The following is a 20,636-nucleotide window of genomic DNA, read 5'->3' on the forward strand; positions in this document are numbered from 1 at the left end:
ACCCGCCGCCCGTTCGGGCTCTCAGCCCCGCAGCTTCAGCTCCTTGCGCCACCTGACGAACTGCTGGTCCGGATCTCCCGTGTAGGACCAGGGAGTTCGTGTGGCCCGGCGCCCCAGCATCCGCAGCAGGGTGGCGGCGACGTCCGTGACATGTGCGTTGCAGGCCGCGTGTGTCAGGTAGTTGAGGTCGCGCAGTTCGCCGGGGGCGACACCGCCGTCCGTGCGGCCCATGATCCAGCGCTGCCAGGTGCGGCGCACGTCGCTGACCGCGCCGTCGTGGTTCCAGTGCTGCCCGAGGCCCACCGCGGACTGGCTGCCCTGCGCCGCGTCGAGGGCGTAGCGGTACTCCTCGACCCGCGCGTACTGCACCAGGACCGGCAGGGCGCAGCCCGTGGGTGCCACTCCGGCCGCGTCGCGGGCGAAGTCGTACATGAGGCCGTGGCTGCCGTGCCAGCGAGCCGAGTAGTAGTGGAGGACCTGCAGGTGGCCCTCCACGCTGTACGGGTCGCGCTGGTGCAGCTCGTCCCACCAGCGCGACAGTTCCTGCCGGCGCACTCCCGAGGAGTACAGCCGGGCCACCGAGATCAGGGAGATCCACGGCGTCGGGTCGTCCAGGTATGCCTCCGCGGCCTGCAGGCAGGCCGACACCGCGGTGTCGATGCGGTGCTGGTCGATCGGCACGCCCCGGCCCGCGGCGATGGCCAGGTTGAACGCGCGGGCCGTCTCCGTCGCCGCCCGCAGCACCAGCGCGTCACCGCTGTGGGGTTCGGCCGCCAGCCAGGACTCCACGGTCGAACTGCTCGCGCAGGCCTGCGCGAGCAGCCGGACGCGGTGGCCGCGCGCGAGCCAGTCCGGGCCGGTGGCCCGCAGCAGGTCCCTGAGGCCCTGCCAGCGGCCGATGACGATGTCGTGACGTGCGTTGGTCAGGGGCGCGTCCCCGCAGTCGGGGTCGTAGTCGGGAGCGAATCGGTCTCTCGCCATCGGGGTCTGCCTCAGAAGTCGGTGGAGAGACCTTCGTGGACACGGGAGTTCGCGGCCGGCAGGTCGTCGGGGACGTACTCCGTCTCGACCGTGCGGCTGGCGTCCAGGCGGGCGGGCCGGTAGTAGTCGCTGCCCTGCCTCCAGTACCAGAACATCGGCACCAGCCCGACGGCGAGCCCGCCGATGCCGATCGCGATCGCCGCGGTGTCGAGCTCGCTCAGCGATTCGGCGAAGATCCAGAACATGAACAGGGCGCCGAACAGCGGCCACAGCCCGCCGAGCAGGAGGTTGGCGGGCGACTTCAGCAGCATCCTGCGGTACGCCACGACCACCGCGAGGCCCGCGAGACCGTAGTAGACGGCGATCTGCAGGCCGATCGCCGAGATCGCGTCGGAGAGGATCTCACCCACCGAGCCCAGCGCGTTGGAGGCGATGAACATCGCCAGCGCCACCGCACCCACCACCGTGATGGCCACCCACGGGGTGTTCCAGGTGCGGTGCACGCGGCCCAGCGCGGAGGGCATCGTACGGTCACGGCCCATGGCGAACAGGGAGCGCGTGACCTGGATGAGGGTGGTCTCCAGGGTGGCGATGGTCGACAGCATCACCGCCGAGATCAGCAGCTTGCCGCCCCAGCCGGGCCAGATCTCCTCGCCGAGCACACCCAGCACGTTCGCGTCGTTCGCCTCGATCTGCTTCGAGGACAGGATGACGTTCACCGCGATGGTGAACACCTCGAAGAGCAGGAAGACGATGCCCACCCCGATCAGGCCGGCGAGTCCCGTCGTACGGCGGCTGTTGCGGGTCTCCTCGCTCAGGTTGCTGGTGACGTCCCAGCCCCAGTAGTAGAAGGCGGCGACGAGCGCGCCCGACGCGAAGCCCGACACCCCGTCGAAGTGGGAGAAGCCGAGCCAGGACCAGTCGAACACGCGGGCGTTGCCGGTGTGGAAGACGGCGAGCACCGCGAACAGCGCCAGTATCGTCAGCTCGACGCCGGACATGACGAGCTGGGCACGGACCGTGAGCCGGGCACCCCCGAGCACCACGAGCAGCATGATGATGAACCAGGCCGCGCCGACCACCGTCGACAGTGCGGTGTTGTCGGCGAGGCTGTCGTCGAACAGTGCCAAGGTCATCGAACCGGCGGGCAGCGAGCCGGCCACCATGAAGATGGTCGCCGAGATGACCAGCGCCCAGCCGCTGATGAAGCCGAGAAAGGGATGCAGGGTGCGCCCCACCCAGGAGTAACTGGCCCCCGCGTTCACGTCGATACGGCCGAGATAGCTGAACGCCAGCGCGATTCCCAGCATGGGTATCGCGCAGTACAGCAGAGCGGCCGGGCTGGCCAGGCCCACCGCGCCGACGAGGACCGCGGTGGTCGCGGCGATCGAGTACGCCGGAGCGCTGCCCGCGACGGCCATCACCACGGTGTCGAACGTACCGAGGGCATTGGCCTGCAGCCCTCTGCCCCTGCTGTTGCTCATGGTTGCGCTGCTTTCCGTCTTGCACGACGCGAGGGCGACCCGCCCCGACGGCGTAGGGGGAGGTGGGGGGTGATGAACCCGCCCCGGATCACCGAGGGTTGGCCTCGGAGCAGATCAAGGGCAGCGAAAACGAAGGGGTGGTGGAGAGCGCACGGCTGCCTGCGTTGTCGTTCGGTCACGCCGTGTGTGCGAGTGATGATAGCCCTACTCCTTGACCTTTCAAGATTGACCAAGGGGTAACCTCCTGCGCCGCCGGGGACGGCCGTGGTTGGACGGCGCGCAACGGGAAACGCGGATCGGGACACCGTACAGAAACGACCCGCCGCAGCGCGCGAAGGAGGCACTCATGGGCAGCGAACACACGCGCCCCGAACCGATGGCCGACGACGCCTACCAGCCCACCGCGACGAACGAGGAGCAGGAGGACGCGGCACCGCTCGACCTCCAGGACGCCATCGACGAGCGCACCTACGACGACACCCTCGACGAGGGCTACTCCCCACCGGAGAAGCCGCTCGGCGTCACCCGGCACGGCACGACGGCCGCCGAGCAGCACGAGGGTGAGAGTCTCGACGAGCGGCTCGACGAGGAGGTGCCGGACGTGACGGCACCTCCCGGCGACGAGGTCGGCGACCTCCCCGGAGGCGAGGGCGAACCCGTCGACCCCGAGGCCGGTACGGAACGCGCGGGCCGCCTGGTCGCTCCCGACGAGGGCGCCCACCCCGACACGACCAAGGAGACGGTCGCCGACGACGTGGGCATCGACGGCGGTGCCGCCGGCGCCGAGGAGGCCGCCGTCCACGTCGTCGAGGACGAGACGCAGCTGCCCGACGCCGAGCAGGGACCCTGACGCGGGCCCGTCAGTCGCCGATCCGGTCGATCTGCCGGAGTTTGTTCGTGGCGTCGAGGGCGGCGACCTTGTAGGACTCCGCCAGCGTCGGGTAGTTGAAGACCGCGTCGACCAGGTAGTCGACGGTGCCGCCGCAGCCCATCACCGACTGGCCGATGTGGATGAGCTCGGTGGCGCCGGTGCCGAAGCAGTGCACCCCGAGCAGGGTGCGGTCCTCGGGGGAGACCAGCAGCTTGAGCATGCCGTGCGAGTCGCCGATGATCTGGCCGCGGGCCAGTTCGCGGTAGCGGGAGATGCCGACCTCGAACGGTACGCGGTCCTCGGTGAGTTGGTCCTCGGTGCGGCCGACGAAGCTGATCTCGGGGATGGTGTAGATGCCGATGGGCTGCAGGTTGTGCATCTGGCCGACCGGTTCGCCGCAGGCGTGGTAGGCGGCCGCCCGCCCCTGCTCCATCGAGGTCGCGGCCAGCGCGGGGAAGCCGATCACGTCGCCGACGGCGTAGATGTGCGGCACCTCGGTGCGGTAGTGCTCGTCCACGGTGATCCGGCCGCGCCTGTCCGCGGACAGTCCGGCCTTGTCCAGGTCGAGTTCGTCGGTCAGACCCTGCCGGCCCGCCGAGTACATCACGGCGTCGGCCGGTATCTTCTTGCCGCTCTCCAGGATCGTCAGCGTGCCCCGCGGATGCCGCTCCACCGCGGCGACCGTCTCGCCGAAACGGAACGTCACGGCGAGGTCCCGCAGGTGGTACTTGAGCGACTCGATGACCTCCACGTCGCACATGTCGAGCATCCCGGCACGCTTCTCGACGACCGTCACCTTGCTGCCGAGTGCGGCGAACATGGAGGCGTACTCCATGCCGATGACCCCGGCGCCGACGATGACCATGGAGCGCGGCACGCGCTCCAGCGCCAGCACGTTGTCGGAGTCCATGATCGTACGGCCGTCGAACTCGACGCTGTCGGGCCGGGCCGGCCGGGTACCGGTGGCGATGACGATGTGTTCCGCGCTGAGCAGCCGTTCGTGACCGGTGACCTCGCGCAGCGCGATGGTGTGCGGGTCGACGAAACTGCCGGTGCCGGCGAAGAGGGAGACGTGGTTGCGGGAGAGCTGGCTGCGGATGACGTCGACCTCCCGGCCGACCACGTGCTGGGTGCGCGAGGTCAGGTCGGAGACGGTGATGTCCTCCTTCAGCCGGTAGCTCTGCCCGTACAGATCCCGCTGAGTGAGACCGGTCAGGTACAGCACCGCCTCGCGCAGGGTCTTGGAGGGGATGGTGCCGGTGTGGATGGAGACCCCGCCGACCATGTCGGGGCGGTCGACGACGGCGACCCGGCGGCCGAGCTTGGCCGCGGCGATGGCGGCCTTCTGGCCACCCGGGCCGGATCCGATGACAAGCATGTCGAAGTCGGGCACCTTCCGGAGTCTGTCAGCCCCGACCCCCGCTTCGAAAGACTGAACGGACAACGATCGCCCACGAAGTGACGGGGCGAAAGCCCCTGAAGGGGCGCGGGGAACTGCGCGACCAGCCACGACGAAGCCGCAGACAACCAACGGCCGATCGCGGCACAACCCATCGCGGCACAACCCAGCGGAGCGATAATGCCGCCATGGGCCATCGACTCGCCGACGCGAGCACCCCCGCCCGGCTGGCCGCCCCCGACGAGGGCATCGGCCGGGACGAACTGGCGCTCGCCACCCGCAACCACGGCCTCCCACTCGAGGCACTGCGCTACGACGTCACCCCGCCGGGCCTGCACTACCTGCTGACGCACTACGACATCCCCTACGTCCCCGACGACACGCCCTGGCCACTGAGCGTCGGGGGCCGGGTCCGCCGTTCGTTGGAGCTGTCCCTGGCCGAACTGCGGGCCTTCCCCCAGGTCACCACGCGCGTGACGATGGAGTGCGCGGGCAACGGCCGGGCCCTGCTGACACCCCGGCCCGTCAGCCAGCCCTGGCTCGTCGAGGCGGTCGGCACCGCCGAGTGGACGGGCGTACCGCTGCGGCTGCTGCTCGCCGTGGCCGGAGTGGAGACCGATGCCGTCGACGTGGTCTTCACCGGCGCCGACCACGGCGTGGAACGCGGCGTCGAGCAGGACTACCAGCGGTCCCTGCCGGTGGACGTGGCCACGGGCACCGAGCCGGAGGTCCTGGTGGCGTACGCGATGAACGGCGCCCCGCTGCTGCCCCAGCACGGCCGGCCGCTGCGCCTGATCGTGCCCGGCTGGTACGGGATGGCCCACGTGAAGTGGCTGCGCGACATCACCGTCACTGACGCACCGTTCACAGGATTCCAGCAGGCCGTGGCCTACCGGCTCCGGCAGGACTCCACCGACGAGGGCGAACCGGTCACCCGCATCGAGCCGCGCGCCCTGCTGATCCCGCCCGGCTTCCCGGACTTCATGTCCCGCTCCCGCGTGGTGCGGCCCGGGCCGGTGACCCTGGAGGGCCGCGCCTGGTCGGGACGGGCGCCACTCGCGCGGGCCGAGGTGAGCACGGACGCCGGGCGCACCTGGCACGAGGCCGAACTGGAACCCGACGGCGGGCGCCGGTGGGCGTGGCGCCGCTGGCACCTCGAGTGGACGGCGACCCCCGGCGAGCATGTGCTGAGCGCGCGGGCCACCGACGCCGAAGGACACACCCAGCCGCTGGAGCAGCACTGGAACCGCGGAGGCTTCACCAACAACCTCGTCCAGCGGGTACCGGTGCTGTGCCTGGAGCCCGGCGACACGGACTGAACCGGCACTGGGTCTCCAGGCGGGCGTACGGGAACAGGCGCGGCCCTACGGCAGCAGTTTTTCCAGGGCGGCGGGGCCCTCCGTCTCCAGCTTGCGCCTGGCCCATTCGAGGTTGCGCGGGGTGATGTCCCTGCCCGTGGCAAGGACGAGGTCCTCCGGCGACACATCGGTGCCGGTGCGGGTGTGGAGCAGGTCGTCCGGGGTGACGCGGTCCTCGGACGGCCCGGACACGTCGGGCTGTGACGTCGGCATGATCTCTGCTCCTCGAGTCCGGATCGCTACTGCTAACACCATTCAACGCGGGAGCCCGGCGTGCATCCGGAAGCACACGCAAGCGACCCGAGATGCCGGAGTGACTGGGCGGGCGTCTAATGAGAGACGTCTGACGAGAGACGACGACCGTCTTGACCGGCAGGGAAGACCGAGGCCATGTCACCGAGCCGCAAGGACGCGGGGGACGCGGGGGCTGTCACCGGAGGGGTGCTAAGACGGCTGGGGGAGTGGTGCGCCAGGCACTTCGTGGTCGTCATCCTGGCCTGGCTGGTGGCGCTCGTGGCGCTGCAGACCCTCAACCGGTCCTTCGGCGGGGAGTACTCCGACAACTTCTCGCTGCCGGGCGTGCAGTCCCAGCAGGGCCTGGACGTCCTGAAGAAGCACGATCCCGCGGCGGGCGGCTACAGCAGCCAGATCGTCCTGCACGACGGGCAGAAATCCCTCACCGCCCTGAGCTCGCAGATGTCCACCACGATCGGCGACGTGCAGAAACTGCCGCACGTCCTGTCGGCCCAGAACCCGCTGTCCGCCCCGGCCTCGAAGGTCGGCCCCCTCGCCTCCGACGGGAAGACCGCCTACATCACCGTCCGCTTCGACGTCCAGCCCTCGATCCTGGGCGACAACTACCTGAGCGGCGTGGACAAGGCGGTGCAGCCGCTGCGCTCGGCCGGCGCCCAGGTCGAGTACGGCGGACCGCTCGGCGAACTGGGCCGGCCCGCGGCCGACGACCGGGTGAGCGAACTGATCGGCTTCGCTGTCGCGATCGTCGTCCTGCTGATCGGCTTCGGCAGCGTGATCGCCGCCGGTCTGCCCCTGTTCACGGCACTGGTCAGCGCCGTCGGCGGGCTCGCGATCCTCGGACTGCTCGCGGCGGCGTTCACGTTCGCGACCGTGTCGCCGACCCTGGCGACCATGATCGGCCTCGGCGTCGGCATCGACTACGCGCTGTTCCAGCTCACGCGGCACCGCCAGAGCCTCATGAACGGGGCGGATCCGGTACATGCGGCGGGCCATGCCACCTCCACCAGCGGGCGGGCCGTGCTCGTCTCCGGCTGCACAGTGATCATCGCGCTCGCCGGCCTGTACGCCTCCGGGGTGAGCTTCATCGGGAAACTCGGCCTGGCCGCCGCCATGACGGTCATCTCGGCGGTCATCGGTGCCCTGACGCTGCTCCCGGCCATGCTCGGGCTGATCGGCAGACGCATCGACCGCTACCGCGTCCGGCGTCCCGTCGCCGAGACCGACGCCGAGCCCGGAGCCGAGCCGACCGGCACGTGGCACCGCTACGCCCAACGCGTGGAGCACCGACCCTGGCAGTTCCTCGCGGCAGGCGTCACGACCGTCGTCGTGCTCGCCATCCCGTTGCTCTCCATCCAGCTCGGCCACATCGGAGACGGCGCCGACCCCACCTCCTTCACCGACCGCCGCGCCTACGACCTGATGACGAACGCGTTCGGCCCCGGCTCCAACGGCCCGCTCACCGTCGTCATCGACCAGACCTCCGTACCGTCCTCCCAGCGCTCCGCACTCTCCTCCCAGGCCCAGAAGACCCTGAACTCAGTGGCCGGCGCCTCCACCGTCACGCCCCTCACGCCCACCAAGGACGGGGACGTCCTCGTCGGCACGGTCTACTCGAAGCAGTCCCCGCAGAGCGCCACGACCACCGACCTGACCAACCGGCTGATCCACCACACCCTCCCCGACTCGGTCTCCGGCACCTCGGCCAAGGGCTACGTCACCGGTACGACGGCCGCCCAGGTCGACTTCCGTGACATCGTCGCGAGCCGGCTGCCCCTGATCATCGGCGTCGTGGTCGGCCTCGCCTTCCTGATCATCCTGACGGTCTTCCGCGGCCTGCTCGTCGCGGTCAAGGCGGCCGTCCTCAACGTGCTGTCGATCGGTGCCTCGTACGGCGTGGTGGTGGCCGTCTTCCAGTGGGGCTGGGGCGGACCCGCACTGGGCGTGCACGGCAAGGTGCCCATCGAGAGCTATGTGCCGATGATGATGTTCGCGATCATCTTCGGCCTGAGCATGGACTACGAGATCTTCCTGCTCTCCCGCGTCCACGAGGCCTGGCTGCGCACCGGGGACGCCAAGGCCTCCGTCGCCCACGCGCTGGAGATCACCGCACGGGTCATCACCTGCGCCGCCCTGATCATGGTGAGCGTCTTCGCGGCCTTCATCGTCAGCGACAACATCGTGGTCAAGATGCTCGGTCTGGGTCTCGCGGTGAGCGTGCTGATCGACGCGACCGTCGTACGGCTGCTGATGGTTCCGGCCGTGATGACGCTGCTGGGGCCGCACGCCTGGTGGACGCCCCGCTGGCTCGACCGGATCATGCCGCACATCGATGCCGAGGGCGACCAGACGGCAGGCCCCGCGTCGGACGTCAGCCGGCGTCCGGTGACGCGGGCGTGAGGACGAGCATCGTCACGTCGTCGAGAACGGCAGGGCAGTACCGTACGAGATCCGCCCACACCCGGTCCGCGAGTACGGCCGGGTCGTCGTCGGCCAGTGTGGACAGGCGGTCGGTCAGCGGGTAGAAGGTGCCGGACGGGTCGCGGGCCTCGCTCACGCCGTCCGAGGCCAGGAACAGGCTGTGGCCGGGCTCCAGCCGCAGTGTGAGCCCGGCGTCCGGGCGGCCGTCGGACAGGCCGAGACCGAGCGGCGTCCACGCGGCGAGTTCGATCTCGGTGGCCTGCCGGCCGCGCAGCAGCACGGGCGCCGGATGACCGCAGGACACCATCCGCACCGACCGGGCGTCGGGCGAGAACTCCAGCAGTACGGCGGTCGCGAACAGCTCGGCGTACCGGGACGACGCCGAGTCCAGCTCCAGCCTGCGGTCGAGGCGGGCGGCGACCGACTCCAGGTCCGGCTGGTCCAGCACCGCCTCCCGGAAGGCCCCCAGCAGGGAGGCGACCGTGGCGACCGCTGCCAGCCCGTGCCCCTGGACGTCGCCCATCACGGCCCGCACCCCGTGCGGTCCCTCGCGTACGTCGAAGAAGTCCCCGCCCACCAGCGTGCCGCGCTGCGCCGCCCGGTACAGGCCGACGCAGCGGACCGGACCGACCCGCTCGGGCAGCGGGGGGACGACGGCGCGCTGCGCGGCCTCGGCGACCGTGCGCTCCAGATCCAGCTGGGCGTCGCGACGGCTGCGCACATAGGACACGAACACGCTCAGCACGGAGACGAAGGAGATGGTCAACAGGTCCGTGTTGCCCGGGTGGTTGAGCTGGAAGGCCGGGATGTTGAGCACGGCGACGACGACACCGCCGAGGACCGCGGTCGCCAGAGGCCCGTACGACAGGACGGCCAGCGGCGGAATGGCGCCCAGCAGAAAGCCGATGTCGAGGGGGTCGGGGCTGGCCAGGGTGGCCGCGCAGACGCCCACGATCAGGCCGAGCGGGAGCACCCGCACCAGCCGGGGCGGTGGCGCGCCCCGCAGCCAGCCCCGCCGGTCGTGGTCCTGCCGGCGCGCTGACAGGAGGTGGACCTTTCCCACAGCACCACGCTCCTACGGCGGGACGCCGCCCGCACGCCGGGCCGGCTGTCGGTGCCGGGTGGCATGCTGATCAGTGGCGGTGATCGGCGGCGGCTGAAGGGGGGATGCGGCGTGGGATTCGAGGGCGAGGTCTGGCGTCTGCGCAGCGGCGAGGAACCGGTCGGGGAGATCCTCATCGACGACGCCGATTTTCCGTGGTTGTCCGGCCGTTTCACCGCCGGTCCGGCCTTCGACGCGGTCCGGGATCTGTTCGCCCGTGAACTCGCCCTGATCGAGCGGGACGACGGCAAGCACCGGCAGGAGTGGGAAGCGGCCTACGACGAGATCACCAGACGCGTGTCCCTGTCGTCGCCGGACGGACCCGTTCCCGAGTACCTGCTGCACATCGAGGGCGACCGGGCGTGGTTCCGCTGGAGCGACGAACCGTTCGAGCGTGAGTAGGGGAGCGGGGGTGTCCGGCGTGCGGGTGGTGCTGATCGGGGGCACGTCGAACGTGGGCAAGTCGACGGTCGCACGAGCGGTGGCGGAGCGTCTCGGGTTCGCGTACCGGTCGACGGACCTGCTGGCCCGTCACCCCGGGCGGCCGTGGAGAACCCCGGAGCGGGAGGTGCCCGCGCATGTCGCCGAGCACTATGCGTCGCTCACGGTCGACGAGCTGATCACGTCCGTGCTCGCCCACTACGAACGGCTGTGGCCCCGGATCCACACGCTGATCGCGACCCATGCGACCCAGGACGGGACCGGCGAGGGCCTCGTCCTGGAGGGCTCGGCGCTCTGGCCCGTCCGCGTCGCCCGACTGGACGTCCCGCACACGGCGGCCGTGTGGCTGACGGCCGACGAAGCCGTGCTGCGCGCCCGGGTGCACGCGAGCGGACGGTACGAGGCGGCGACGGAGGAGGAACGGGCGCTGATGGACAGCTTCCTGGCCCGCACGGAGCGTTATCAGACACTGATGGCCGAGGCCCTCGACGAGTTGGGCCTCGACCGCATCGATGCCGGAGCCGGGCGGACCGTCGCCGCGCTGGTCGACTCGGTCCTCGCCGCCGTGGCAAAACAGGCCGCGGCGGACGGACCGTGACGCCGCGTCAGCCGGCCGTCCGCTCCAACAGGGCCTGGGCCTCGACGAGGATCTCGGTTACCCGCTGCCCGAACGCGGCGTCGCAAGCGTGCGGTCGCCCGGTGCGGGCGGCGTCGAGCAGCGCGTCTGCGGCGTGCCCGAGCGCGGTGACGGCCCCCTCGGCGCTCTGCGGCAGCACCGACACCCCTGCCGCGCCCCGGAGCTCGACAGCGGCGCCCGCCGCCGTGGACGGAGCCGACAGACTGAGCGTCAGGGTGCTCGACGCACCGCCGACATGGTCGAGGACCAGATGAACCGTGTCCCCGGGACCGGGCGCCGCAGCCGCCACGCGCCGGGCGTCACCGAGGACCGGCAGCAGCACGGACAAAGCATGCGGGCCCACGTCCCACAGCGCGCCCTTCTCCCGCCGCCACGGCGAGTTCGCGAACGGGCTGTCACTGTCACCGCCGAACAGCGCCCCCAGCCACTGGGCGTGCGCCGTGAACCAGCCCCCCACCCCCGCCTGTTCGGTGATCCACGCCTCGGTCTCGGTCAGGAAGCGGCTGGTGAAGAAGACGACCGAGGCGACCCCGGCCTCCTGGACCGCGTCGACCACGGCCCGCCCCTGCCCGACCGTCATGGCGAGGGGCTTGTCCAGGAGCAGATGGCACCCCGCCCGCGCGGCCCGCACCGCGAGCTCCGCCTGCACGGCCGGCGGCAGGGCGACCGCCACCGCGTCCACGTCGGCGAACAGCGCGTCGACGTCGTCGTAGGCACGCGTGCCGAACCGGTCGGCGAGTTGCTTGGCGGCCTCCGTACGGCGGCCCCACACCCCCACGAACTCCAGCTCCGCGTGCTCGTGCAGGGCGGGGGCGTGCGCCATCTCCGCCCAGGGGCCGGTACCGAGAAGTCCTATGCGCATGCCGCCGCCTCTCCACTTCGCCGCCCGTTGCGACGACTGGTCGCCAGCGAGCGTCGCACACCGACCGGCCGACAGCGCAAGCAGCCTCGGCGGAGTCGGCGATTCAGTTGCGCGGCTGCTGAATGCGTTCTCTTTCCTCTATTGGACCTGCGACCCGTGGGCAGGTCACGCTGGATGCGTTTCGGCTTCCCCGCACGCCATGTGCGGCGGGCCGAACGTCATTCGGTACAGCGCGACAACCGGAAGAGGTCACGAGCACATGCAGACCCGCCGCATCGGTGACGTCGAAGTCAGCGCGATCGGCCTGGGCGGGATGCCCATGTCGATCGAGGGACGGCCGGACGAGGCGCGCTCCCTCGCCACCATCCACGCCGCCCTCGACGCGGGCGTGACCCTGATCGACACCGCGGACGCCTACCACCGGGACGCCCACGAGGTCGGCCACAACGAGACCCTGATCGCCAAGGCCCTCTCCTCCCACGACCGCGGCCGGGACGTCCTGGTCGCCACCAAGGGCGGCCATCTGCGCCCCGGCGACGGCAGCTGGACCCTCGACGGCAGCCCCCGCCACCTCAAGGAGGCCTGCGAGGCGTCGCTGCGCCGCCTCGGCGTGGAGGCCATCGGGCTCTACCAGTTCCACCGCCCCGACCCGAGGGTGCCGTACGCCGAGTCCGTCGGTGCGATCCGTGAGCTGCTGGACGAGGGCAAGATCCGACTGGCGGGCATCTCCAACGCCAACCCCGACCAGATCAGGCAGGCGAACGACATCCTCGGCGGCCGGCTGGTCTCCGTGCAGAACCAGTTCTCCCCGGCCTTCCGCTCCAGCGAGCCGGAACTCGAGCTGTGCGACGAACTCGGCATCGCCTTCCTGCCCTGGAGCCCGCTCGGCGGCATCTCCCGGGCCCGTGATCTCGGCTCCGCCTACGCGCCGTTCGCGCGGATCGCCGAGGCCCACGGAGTCAGCCCGCAGCGCGTGTGCCTGGCCTGGATGCTCGCCAAGTCGCCGGTGGTCGTCCCCATCCCCGGTTCCAGCCGCCCGGAGACCATCCTCGACTCCCTCGCCGCGACCGGACTCGCCCTCGATGCCGAGGAACTCGCGCAGCTCGACGCCGTCTGACACGACACACCAGGCCACCGGCCGCACCTCGGGTACCTGTTCCGCGCCGACCGCCGTCACCTGATCGCGGCGGTCGGCGTGTTCACCGTCAAGCACAGCCCGGTCTGGCTGCTGCCGCTGATCACCGCGTCCATCATCGACGTGCTCGTCCAGCGGCGGCCGGTCGGGCGGCTCTGGCTGAGCACCGGGATCATCCTGCTCATCCTGCTGGGTCAACTACCCCCTGCACCTGCTCTACGTACGTCTCCTGTACGGCAGCGTGCGCCGCATGGGCACCACCCTGCGCTCCGCGCAGTGCACCCCCGCATGCAGCAGCTGTCCATCGGCCACCACTCGCGCGTCAGCGCCGGCGTGCTGCAGGCCGCCCTTGAGGCACTGGGGGAGCCTGGCCATCGCCTGCGCCCTGGTCGGCGCCCCAGGGTACTGATCCTGGACGAGGCGACCTCGGCCCTGGACACCCGCTCCGAGGCCCTCGTCCAGCAGGTGCTGGCCCGGCTGCTGCGCGGGCGGACCGCGTTCGTGGTGGCGCACCGGCTGTCCACCGCGCGGGGTGCCGACCGGATCGTCGTGACGGGCGAGGGCCGCATCCTGGAGACGGGGACGCACGAGGAACTACTGCGTGGCGGGGGCGTACACGCAGCTGCACGGCGGACAGGTCGCCTGAGCCGCTGCGCGTGCGTCCCCGGGCAGCCTCCTCAGGCGGCGCTGCTGCGGCGCATCCCGTGCGGGCAGGTCGAGTCGTGGTGAATGCCGAGACTCGTCCACCACCGTTCGCAGCACGCGGCGTCCAGCTCGCCGCGCACGATCTCGTCGGCGGCCGTGCGCGCCGGGTGGCGCGCCACGACAGCGGCCCTGCGCAGGTCGCGGATCAGGGTCTCGCGGACGACGGCGATGACCGGGACCAGGCTCGCCGCGGCGAACAGACATGCGGCCCACCGCGGGCCGTGGAGGAATTCGAGGACCGTGGTCCAGGCGAGTTCGGCGCTGGTGGTGAGGTAGAGGGTGCAGAGGAGGCGGCCGGAGCGGTTCATGGGGTTCACCGTTCGTGCTGAGGGGGTTACCCTCTGTTCAACGCCTCGCGGCGCGCTGGGAATCGGGTCGGACGGCGGTTTTGCGTCAATTGAGGCCCAGGGCGCGGAAGATGCGAATGGTCCGGGCCTGACCGGGAAGGCGAGGCGAAAACCAAAGAGAGGGGCGCTTTGTGCTCGTTCCGGACCCGAAGGTCGTCAGAACGTTGCTCACCACATACGCGTCGCTGCGCATCGCGCAGTCGGAGCGTGAGAAGCCGGGGACGGCACGGGAGTTGGCGGACGTCAGCCGCGCCCTTTGCGCCACCATGGAAGCCTCGAGCGTCGAGGACGCGATCGCGAAGGCGGACGCCCTGCTCATCGCCTCGCGAGGGGCCGCGGGCGGGGACGGCGCCCTGTCACTGGCCGTCTGACGCGAACGGGGCCTTTCCGCCCTTCTGTTCGAGGTGCATGACGCACATCCGGCCGGTCACACCTCCGTGCCTGCGTCAAGTGCTCCTGGAGAATTCACACCCATGTATCCCGGGGCGCATACACTCGACAGCGCTGCCCATGTGCATGGGCCACCACACGAAAGGCGCGTCGGTGTTCCAGGATTCCCCGATCTACGACCGACTCGTCGCCGAGCGCGGCGACGTCCCCACTCAGGCTCGCCGGGAGGCCGAGCGCGTGAGCCGGGAACTGGAGTACGCCATGCGGCCGCTGCAGTCCTTCGGCATACCCGCCGCCCCCGAGCGCCAGGGCTCCCCGGGGGCCGGGTGGCAGCGGAGCGCGCTGCTGCCCGGCTCGCTGCCCCACTGACCGCCGCCCTCAACACACTGTGGTGCTGGAGCCGTTGACTCGTGTCTGCGGCTCCGGCCCGGGATGGGCCAGCCACTCCGCTATGGTCCGGGCGATCGGCAGACCCGTCTCCACCTCGACGAAGCCGAACTGCCCCGACTGATTGCACTCCAGGAACCACCAGGTCCCGTCGGCGTCCTCGGCGAAGTCGAAGGCACCGTAGGCCAGTTCGGCCTCACGCAGATACGAGCGGACGGCGTCCGCGATGCGCGGCGGGACATCGGCCGCACGCCACGGTATGTCGGCCGAGGCGAAGCGCACATCCACCGCACCGGGATCGTCCGGATCCACATCGTCGGCAGTCGCCTTGCGGGCCGCCAGCAGCCGCTCGCCCACCACGGTCAGCCGGATGTCGGCCCGCTTGCCGACCCGCCGCTGCAGCAGCGTGGGCCCGAACGCCACGGCGGAGAAGTCCGTGTCCGGCGCGACCCTGCTGGTCGGCACCGCCCGGGGCGGATCCTGCGGATGCGCACCGGAGACCGGCTTGACCACCAGATCCGGATAGCGGTCGGCGAACTCCCGGGCCGCCTGCGGAAACGTCGTGATCAAAGTGGCCGGCACCGGCAGTCCGCAGCGCTGGGCGAGCCGCAGCTGCCACGGCTTGTGCCGGGCCCGGCGGGCCGCGTCGGGATGGTTCATCCAGCGGGCGTCCGAGCCGCGCAGCATGCCGTAGAGCGCCTGGGCGGACTCCTCGGTCAGCCACGCGGAGGGCTGGGTCGCCCGCGCGGCCGCATCCCCCGGCCTGCGCACCCAGACCGACCGCAGCCCGGCGATGCTCACCAGGCGGCCCGCCGACTGGAGGTGGCCGCGGAAGCGGCCGTGCACGTACTCACCGGACAGCGCGACACCGCCGGGCAGGTCGGCGGGGTCCAGGCGGACCACCGGGACCCCCGACGCGTTCAGGTGCACGACCACCATGTCGGCAGTCACGTCCTCTTCACAGGTCAGGATCAGCACGGTCATAGTGGGCGGTTCCGCGTTCAGTCGTCGAAGTGTGTTTTGGAGCCTGCGGTGGACGTCGTGGTCCCCAACTCTCTGAGCAGCGCGAGGTCACCGGCGGCGACCCGGCCGTCCATGAGCACGTTCAACTGCAGCCCGGAGTCGTAGACGTACGGAGTCGTGGCTTCCAACTCCACCGCCGGACGTGCGTAGTTGAGCGCGAACGGTTGCATCGTGTCTCCCTCGTCAGTGCAGCACCGACCCGGCGGTCCGCTCCCCGCGGCGCCGCCCGGCCCGCCGACTGCATTGCCCTTCCAGACACTTATACGAATCGAACGAGTGATTGGTTTCCTTACTCTGCGTAGTCACAGGGAGGATTCGTGACGATTCAGCCCGTCGAGAGGGCCGCGCAGGCTGCGCAGAGCGAGGAAAAGGACGCCGATGTCGTCCAGGTAGACCGGGTCGGGCAGCAGGTCGGTCGGCAGCAGGAAGTACAGGACGGCACCCCAGAAGACCCAGCGCCGCCCGGTCGGAAGCCCGGCACGCCTGAGGTCGCGCCGCGCCCGCACCAGCCGCACCAACAGGGCGACGGCCATGGCGAGGGTGAGCGCTGCGAGGGCAACGGCGACCACGATCACCGTTGTGGTCCATTTCACGGTCCTCCTCCATCCGGCGTGCCGAACGGCGCGCCCCTTGTCTCGGATTCCCCCTTCCGGCGTTCGTACGTCCTCCGTCACCCCGTCAGAAGCGCGGTGCGGCCTCACACCTGTGGCCCATCCCGACTGGCACGGACCGGAAGCGGCACTTAGTAATGGCACTGCATCGCAACGTCGTGAAACGCGCCGGAAGATGCGAGAGCAGGTGAACCGTTCCGTCTATTCCATGGAGGAGAGTCATGAGCATCCGCTCTTCATCACCCCGCCCCTACGACCCCTCCATAGTCGGCGCGCACGACGACCCGGCCAGCGCCCTGGTGCACGCCGCCATCGCGGACCGGCCACTGGAGGAAGTCGCCAACCTCATCACCATGCTGGAGCAGTCCCCGGAGTATGCGAGGGCCACCATCGACGCGTTGCGCGCGGTCGGCACGGACCGCTCCGTGGAGGACGTCACCCGTCTGGTCACCCTGTTGACCCAGCCACCGCGCGACCCTTCCAGCGCGGACGAGGTCATCCGTGCGGCGGCCGAGAACCGTCCGGTGGAGGAGGTGACCCGGCTGATGGCGTTGCTGCACCTGCCGTCGACGGAGCGCCGCTTCGGGCAGGAGGCGGCACGGGCGGTCGCCGCGGCGCGGTCCGTGGAGGACCTCGTGGAACTCATCGGCCGGCTGAGCACAGAACGCGGCGCCCACCCCGCCCCGCCGAAGACGGAGCCGCCGCCTCCGCAGTCCGGCGAGGCGGACTGGCGCTCGGAAGGCACGGGCACCGGCCTTCCACCGTTTCCCACGGTCCTGCCTTCCTACGGTGGCGACCCCAGGACGAGGCAGCCCGTCGGGGCGCCCCGTCAAGCCGCCGAGCGCCCGCCGTGGGCGGGCCTGCTCGTCGCAGCCGCACTCTTCCTGTGCGCGCTGCTCTGGTTCCCGATGTACAAGTCGGGTACGTCTGTCGACGTGTATGCCTCCGGCATCGCAGTGTCGATCCTGTACGCCTTGCTGGCCGTACTGGTGACCCTGCGGCCCGTCCGGGCCGTTCTCGTGGTCGCCGCCGTGCTGCCGGCGCTGCTTGCCGGTGCCGAGCTGTACCGCGGGTTCCGTTCGCGGTCGATGTTCCGGGCGCTCGACCTCACGCTCGCCCCGGGCTGGCTCGCGGGCCTGGCCGCCGTGATCGCGGCTCTGGCGGCAGTGACGGCCCTGGTCCTGCGCGCAGCAGCACGCCGGCCCACCCTCATGGGGGGTGCTCCTGCCCGTCCCCTGGCCACGGCGCGGCGTCTGGACTGATACGCCGCTTCCCCGACGCCCGCAGGGTGGCGGGGACCCGCGCCCGCGGTTCTCCGGACCGCGGGCGCTTCGGCGCCTGCGGACAAAAACCCGCGCAGGCGGGGCTTGTTCACATGCGCTCAGCGGCCGGACTCGTCCGGCCGCTCGACTGCGCCGTCCGGCTCCCGCCCGCTGTCCGGCGCGGACGCGGGCCGCAGTGCCATGGCGGTGTCCTTCAGCCGCTCCAGCCTCCGGGTCAGCTGCTGGAAGGGCGAGCCCTGGGGCGCGGCGGGCGGCTGCGGCCGGGCGGGAGGGCCGTCGCCGTTCTCGCGGTAGACGGCCAGCGCCTCGTGTGCACGCTCGGCGGCCTCGCGGTACAGATCCCGGGACTTGGTCATGGCCTCGAGCGCCTCGGCGTACATGGCCACGAGCCCGCGTGCGTGGGCGAGTTCCTCCTCGAGCGTCCTCAGCTGCCACTCGTCCCGCAGGGCGCTGACGACCTCCTCGGCACCGTCGGGCAGCGGAAGCGGCAGTGCGGCGAAACGGGCCACCGCGTCGACGAGTTGCGCGGGCCGTGAGCCGTCGAGGAAGACGGTGCGTACGGAGAAGTCGTCCGCGTCGAAGCCTTCCGGGGCCGGCGTGGTGGGCAGCAGGACGGCACCGCCGCGCGGGACCTGCACCCCGAACTCGCGCAGGGCCCGGTTGACGATGCGCAGCTGGTCCGGTGCGGCGCGGTGCTCCAGCACGCGATGGCGCAGGCTCGGCGGCAGCAGCGGGCCGATCGGCCGCCGACCGCGCTCGTCCGGTGTCATCGCCTCGTGCACGACGAGGTTGATGTTCCAGCCTCCGCGCACGGAGTTGCGCAGCAGGCGCCGGATGTCCTTGTCGTCCGCGGGAAGGCGGTTGGCCTCCCGCAGGCGCAGCCCCGTGCCGGGCTGGTGGTCCCAGGACGCGTCCGGCTCGGCGGGCCAGAACATGGTGGCGGGGGACGGCCATCCCTGCTCCCACGGGCGTTCCGCCTCCGCCGCCAGCACCCACTCCACGCCGGGTTCGTCATCGCGTGTCAGGGCCAGTCGGGCCCGTACTGTCACTGACTCGGCGACCGTCCACCGCGCCTCGAAGACACAGTCCGAACTGCTCGCGGAGGCCTCGGAGACAGCCACCTCGAGATGGTCGTCGATGGTCCCCTCGTCCTTGAGCCGGTGCAGGGTCCGGCGGACGACGTCTTCGGTATCGGGGCCGGTATGGCGGCCGCGGGCCAGCCACAGCGTGGGGGACGGGGTCGGGCGGACGGAGGGCGAAGTACGCATGAGTCCATCTGAGGGCGGGGGCACGTGAAGGCACCAGTATTGTCGCCGCGCGTCGGCGGGGTTCGCCCGGGGGTGGTCGCACGGGAGGCGCGCGGCGCACTCGGGGTGCGAGGAGTCCACTCCAGGACACCCGGTTCACCCGTATCCCCGGCTCACCGGGCCCGCCACAATGGCGCCCGCGAACAGGGCCCGCCCACCATCCGCTTAGGGGCGGGTCCTGTTCGCGTCTCAGCACGCCGAATGACTCGCCTTCGCGCTATATATCGGAAGCCGATGTATCGTGGCTGCATGGCATCGAGGAACATGACTCAGGCGGCGTTCTTCGTCCTCACCGCCCTGGCCGACCAGCCCCGGCACGGCTACGGGATTCTGCGGGAGGTCGAGGAACTCTCCGACGGCACAGTGCAGTTGCGCGTCGGCACCTTGTACGGAGTGCTGGATCGGCTCACCGCGGACGGGCTGATCGTCCTGGACCGCGAGGAGGTGCACGAGGGCCGGCTGCGGCGCTACTACCGCCTGACCGACGAGGGGATGCAGGCCCTCGACGCGGAGGCGGAGCGCATGGCGGCCGGCGCCAGCGCCGCCAAGTCGCGCATCGCCGAGGGACGCAAGGCCCCCGGCGCGGTCGCGAAACCGTCCGCAGGCCCCGGACTCGCAGGAGGTGTGGCATGACGACGCTGCTCGAGACGCGCTACCGCACGGTGCTGCGCCTGCTGCCCGCCTACTACCGGCGGGACCGGGAGGAGGAGATGGTCGAGGTGTACCTGTGGGACGTCGACCAGGAGACCCAGGACCAGAGCAGGCCCACGCTGGGCGAGGTGGCGAGCATTGCCGCCCTCGCAGTGCGCAGCAGGCTCGCCGCCAACGGGGCACCCCGGCCGTACGTCCTGCTCGGATCGGCCGTCCGTCACTTCGCCCTGTTCGCCGTGTTGCTGCAGGCCGCCTCAGCGGTCGTCGACCGGGTCCTGGAGCTGACCTGGGCGACCACGCACGGAGCGCGCGACTGGGACATGTACCTGTCGGGGTTCACCGGCCGCGGACCGCTCCTGGGCGTCGTCGAGGCCGCCGAGTGGACGCTGCCGCTGCTGTGGACGGTCGCCTTCTTCGCCCTCCTGCACGACCGCCGGCGCCTCGCCCAGACGTCGGTGCTGCTCGCCGCGCTGCCCACGCTGTGGCCGTTCGCCGGTCCGCTGGTGAGTGAACTGGTGCCGTGGGACCCGTGGTTCGCCACGGCCGGAGCACTCTTCGCCTGGCTGCCGGCGCTCGCCCTGTGTGCGGCCCACCACCGGGACGCCCCCGCGGCGGTGCTGCCCGTCGGCACACCCGGCCTCATCTTCGCAACCTTCAGTGTGGTGATGGGGGCGTCCGAGGTCGTGCTGCCCGCCATGCCCGACGCGGTCTGGGCGCCGGCCACGTGCTTCGTCCTCGGGGCGCTCGGCTGGCTGCTGCTGCGCCGTCGTCGTACGGACACGAGCCCTGCCTCTGGCGCCATCGCCCTGGCCGCGCTGGGCCTGCTGCTCCTGGCGGTGCGGATTGCCACCCTCCATCCCTGGCTCGGTCTCCCCGTCCCCGTCGCCTTCGTCGGCGGCGCGCTGGGCCAGGCGGCCGCACTCGCGCTGCTGACCGTGGCGCTGACGGTCGTGGCCAAGCGCGACCTCGCCAAGCGCTGACCGCGCGGG

At 71.2% G+C, this 20,636-nt stretch carries 22 protein-coding genes and 1 pseudogene; 12 read left to right on the top strand and 11 right to left on the bottom strand.

Translation table 11 applies throughout. The annotated features are described in order from the left end of the window. Positions 1-21: 21 nt before the first annotated feature. Both EDD92_RS45605 and EDD92_RS45610 read right to left on the bottom strand, forming a co-directional pair. Positions 22-981 (bottom strand): hypothetical protein, encoded by a 960-nt coding sequence (locus tag EDD92_RS45605; protein WP_123969730.1) that lies wholly within the window; start codon positions 979-981, stop codon positions 22-24. A gap of 11 nt (positions 982-992) precedes the next feature. Continuing rightward, positions 993-2,465: an APC family permease gene (locus tag EDD92_RS45610; RefSeq protein ID WP_123969732.1), complete on the bottom strand. Its 1,473-nt coding sequence runs from the start codon at positions 2,463-2,465 to the stop codon at positions 993-995. 346 nt (positions 2,466-2,811) lie between these two features. Here EDD92_RS45610 and EDD92_RS45615 point away from each other — a divergent pair, with 346 nt between their 5' ends. Next, on the top strand, positions 2,812-3,315 hold the full coding sequence (locus EDD92_RS45615) for a DUF5709 domain-containing protein (RefSeq protein ID WP_123969734.1): 504 nt from the start codon (positions 2,812-2,814) through the stop codon (positions 3,313-3,315). Positions 3,316-3,325: 10 nt separating this feature from the next. Here EDD92_RS45615 and sthA read toward each other — a convergent pair whose 3' ends face one another. Continuing rightward, positions 3,326-4,729 (bottom strand): Si-specific NAD(P)(+) transhydrogenase, encoded by a 1,404-nt coding sequence (gene sthA, locus EDD92_RS45620; RefSeq protein WP_123969735.1) that lies wholly within the window; start codon positions 4,727-4,729, stop codon positions 3,326-3,328. A gap of 194 nt (positions 4,730-4,923) precedes the next feature. Between sthA and EDD92_RS45625 the strand changes: the two genes are divergently transcribed. Further along, the gene (locus EDD92_RS45625) at positions 4,924-6,054 is read left to right on the top strand and encodes a sulfite oxidase (RefSeq protein WP_123969737.1); all 1,131 of its coding nucleotides are present in this window, start codon (positions 4,924-4,926) and stop codon (positions 6,052-6,054) included. Positions 6,055-6,099: 45 nt separating this feature from the next. Here the strand turns inward: EDD92_RS45625 and EDD92_RS45630 are convergent, their stop codons facing one another. Next, positions 6,100-6,306: a hypothetical protein gene (locus EDD92_RS45630; RefSeq protein ID WP_123969739.1), complete on the bottom strand. Its 207-nt coding sequence runs from the start codon at positions 6,304-6,306 to the stop codon at positions 6,100-6,102. 177 nt (positions 6,307-6,483) lie between these two features. Between EDD92_RS45630 and EDD92_RS45635 the strand changes: the two genes are divergently transcribed. Beyond that, the gene (locus EDD92_RS45635) at positions 6,484-8,745 is read left to right on the top strand and encodes an MMPL family transporter (protein WP_123969741.1); all 2,262 of its coding nucleotides are present in this window, start codon (positions 6,484-6,486) and stop codon (positions 8,743-8,745) included. Here EDD92_RS45635 and EDD92_RS45640 read toward each other — a convergent pair. Further along, positions 8,717-9,829 (bottom strand): PP2C family protein-serine/threonine phosphatase, encoded by a 1,113-nt coding sequence (locus EDD92_RS45640; RefSeq protein ID WP_123969742.1) that lies wholly within the window; start codon positions 9,827-9,829, stop codon positions 8,717-8,719. The two genes, EDD92_RS45635 and EDD92_RS45640, sit on opposite strands and share 29 nt — an antisense overlap. A 111-nt stretch (positions 9,830-9,940) precedes the next feature. Here EDD92_RS45640 and EDD92_RS45645 point away from each other — a divergent pair, with 111 nt between their 5' ends. Together EDD92_RS45645 and EDD92_RS45650 are read left to right on the top strand one after the other, a co-directional pair. Continuing rightward, complete coding sequence (locus EDD92_RS45645; RefSeq protein WP_123970844.1) at positions 9,941-10,270, top strand: hypothetical protein; 330 nt, start codon at positions 9,941-9,943, stop codon at positions 10,268-10,270. Next, positions 10,263-10,907 (top strand): AAA family ATPase, encoded by a 645-nt coding sequence (locus tag EDD92_RS45650; protein ID WP_260327198.1) that lies wholly within the window; start codon positions 10,263-10,265, stop codon positions 10,905-10,907. The genes EDD92_RS45645 and EDD92_RS45650 overlap by 8 nt, the downstream gene beginning before the upstream one ends. A 7-nt stretch (positions 10,908-10,914) precedes the next feature. Here EDD92_RS45650 and EDD92_RS45655 read toward each other — a convergent pair whose 3' ends face one another. Beyond that, complete coding sequence (locus tag EDD92_RS45655) at positions 10,915-11,808, bottom strand: Gfo/Idh/MocA family protein (protein WP_123969744.1); 894 nt, start codon at positions 11,806-11,808, stop codon at positions 10,915-10,917. A gap of 259 nt (positions 11,809-12,067) precedes the next feature. Between EDD92_RS45655 and EDD92_RS45660 the strand changes: the two genes are divergently transcribed. Further along, positions 12,068-12,925 carry an aldo/keto reductase gene (locus EDD92_RS45660; RefSeq protein WP_123969746.1) on the top strand — a complete coding sequence of 286 codons (858 nt, stop codon included), beginning with the start codon at positions 12,068-12,070 and terminating at the stop codon, positions 12,923-12,925. Between the two features lie 27 nt (positions 12,926-12,952). Next, positions 12,953-13,288: pseudogene (locus EDD92_RS45665) on the top strand (ABC transporter ATP-binding protein); the annotation flags it as partial. A 332-nt stretch (positions 13,289-13,620) separates the two neighbouring features. Here the strand turns inward: EDD92_RS45665 and EDD92_RS45675 are convergent. After that, the gene (locus tag EDD92_RS45675; RefSeq protein ID WP_123969748.1) at positions 13,621-13,956 is read right to left on the bottom strand and encodes a hypothetical protein; all 336 of its coding nucleotides are present in this window, start codon (positions 13,954-13,956) and stop codon (positions 13,621-13,623) included. Between the two features lie 170 nt (positions 13,957-14,126). Between EDD92_RS45675 and EDD92_RS45680 the strand changes: the two genes are divergently transcribed. Next, on the top strand, positions 14,127-14,366 hold the full coding sequence (locus EDD92_RS45680) for a DUF5133 domain-containing protein (RefSeq protein WP_123969750.1): 240 nt from the start codon (positions 14,127-14,129) through the stop codon (positions 14,364-14,366). Between the two features lie 172 nt (positions 14,367-14,538). Next, positions 14,539-14,754, top strand: coding sequence for a hypothetical protein (locus EDD92_RS45685; RefSeq protein WP_030937996.1), 216 nt, complete (start codon positions 14,539-14,541; stop codon positions 14,752-14,754). 9 nt (positions 14,755-14,763) lie between these two features. Here EDD92_RS45685 and tgmB read toward each other — a convergent pair whose 3' ends face one another. The 3 genes from tgmB to EDD92_RS45700 all read right to left on the bottom strand — a co-directional run bounded on the left by tgmB (position 14,764) and on the right by EDD92_RS45700 (position 16,388). Then, entirely contained in the window at positions 14,764-15,756 is a 993-nt protein-coding gene (tgmB, locus tag EDD92_RS45690; RefSeq protein WP_123969752.1) for an ATP-grasp ribosomal peptide maturase, read from the bottom strand. Between the two features lie 17 nt (positions 15,757-15,773). After that, positions 15,774-15,965, bottom strand: a complete 192-nt coding sequence (gene tgmA, locus EDD92_RS45695) for a putative ATP-grasp-modified RiPP (RefSeq protein ID WP_099933570.1) — start codon at positions 15,963-15,965, stop codon at positions 15,774-15,776. Positions 15,966-16,097: 132 nt separating this feature from the next. Next, positions 16,098-16,388, bottom strand: coding sequence for a YkvA family protein (locus EDD92_RS45700; RefSeq protein ID WP_185124337.1), 291 nt, complete (start codon positions 16,386-16,388; stop codon positions 16,098-16,100). Between the two features lie 239 nt (positions 16,389-16,627). Here EDD92_RS45700 and EDD92_RS45705 point away from each other — a divergent pair, with 239 nt between their 5' ends. After that, positions 16,628-17,668, top strand: coding sequence for a hypothetical protein (locus EDD92_RS45705; RefSeq protein WP_185124338.1), 1,041 nt, complete (start codon positions 16,628-16,630; stop codon positions 17,666-17,668). Between the two features lie 119 nt (positions 17,669-17,787). Here EDD92_RS45705 and EDD92_RS45710 read toward each other — a convergent pair whose 3' ends face one another. Continuing rightward, positions 17,788-18,957, bottom strand: coding sequence for a hypothetical protein (locus EDD92_RS45710; RefSeq protein WP_123969754.1), 1,170 nt, complete (start codon positions 18,955-18,957; stop codon positions 17,788-17,790). Between the two features lie 303 nt (positions 18,958-19,260). Between EDD92_RS45710 and EDD92_RS45715 the strand changes: the two genes are divergently transcribed. Both EDD92_RS45715 and EDD92_RS45720 read left to right on the top strand, forming a co-directional pair. After that, entirely contained in the window at positions 19,261-19,629 is a 369-nt protein-coding gene (locus tag EDD92_RS45715) for a PadR family transcriptional regulator (protein WP_123970846.1), read from the top strand. Continuing rightward, positions 19,626-20,627 (top strand): hypothetical protein, encoded by a 1,002-nt coding sequence (locus EDD92_RS45720; RefSeq protein ID WP_123969756.1) that lies wholly within the window; start codon positions 19,626-19,628, stop codon positions 20,625-20,627. Before EDD92_RS45715 ends, EDD92_RS45720 begins: the two co-directional genes overlap by 4 nt. Positions 20,628-20,636 lie beyond the last annotated feature (9 nt).

It is taken from the genome of Streptomyces sp. TLI_185 (genome assembly GCF_003814765.1).
Lineage (GTDB): Bacteria > Actinomycetota > Actinomycetes > Streptomycetales > Streptomycetaceae > Streptomyces.

Bases quoted from the DNA above. Each gene is read 5' to 3' on its own strand.
- EDD92_RS45605 (WP_123969730.1), bottom strand. From the start codon at position 981: ATGGCGAGAGACCGATTCGCTCCCGACTACGACCCCGACTGCGGGGAC.
- EDD92_RS45610 (WP_123969732.1), bottom strand. From the start codon at position 2,465: ATGAGCAACAGCAGGGGCAGAGGGCTGCAGGCCAATGCCCTCGGTACG.
- EDD92_RS45615 (WP_123969734.1), top strand. From the start codon at position 2,812: ATGGGCAGCGAACACACGCGCCCCGAACCGATGGCCGACGACGCCTAC.
- EDD92_RS45625 (WP_123969737.1), top strand. From the start codon at position 4,924: ATGGGCCATCGACTCGCCGACGCGAGCACCCCCGCCCGGCTGGCCGCC.
- EDD92_RS45630 (WP_123969739.1), bottom strand. From the start codon at position 6,306: ATGCCGACGTCACAGCCCGACGTGTCCGGGCCGTCCGAGGACCGCGTC.
- EDD92_RS45635 (WP_123969741.1), top strand. From the start codon at position 6,484: ATGTCACCGAGCCGCAAGGACGCGGGGGACGCGGGGGCTGTCACCGGA.
- EDD92_RS45655 (WP_123969744.1), bottom strand. From the start codon at position 11,808: ATGCGCATAGGACTTCTCGGTACCGGCCCCTGGGCGGAGATGGCGCAC.
- EDD92_RS45660 (WP_123969746.1), top strand. From the start codon at position 12,068: ATGCAGACCCGCCGCATCGGTGACGTCGAAGTCAGCGCGATCGGCCTG.
- EDD92_RS45675 (WP_123969748.1), bottom strand. From the start codon at position 13,956: ATGAACCGCTCCGGCCGCCTCCTCTGCACCCTCTACCTCACCACCAGC.
- tgmB (WP_123969752.1), bottom strand. From the start codon at position 15,756: ATGACCGTGCTGATCCTGACCTGTGAAGAGGACGTGACTGCCGACATG.
- tgmA (WP_099933570.1), bottom strand. From the start codon at position 15,965: ATGCAACCGTTCGCGCTCAACTACGCACGTCCGGCGGTGGAGTTGGAA.
- EDD92_RS45705 (WP_185124338.1), top strand. From the start codon at position 16,628: ATGAGCATCCGCTCTTCATCACCCCGCCCCTACGACCCCTCCATAGTC.
- EDD92_RS45710 (WP_123969754.1), bottom strand. From the start codon at position 18,957: ATGCGTACTTCGCCCTCCGTCCGCCCGACCCCGTCCCCCACGCTGTGG.
- EDD92_RS45715 (WP_123970846.1), top strand. From the start codon at position 19,261: ATGACTCAGGCGGCGTTCTTCGTCCTCACCGCCCTGGCCGACCAGCCC.
- EDD92_RS45720 (WP_123969756.1), top strand. From the start codon at position 19,626: ATGACGACGCTGCTCGAGACGCGCTACCGCACGGTGCTGCGCCTGCTG.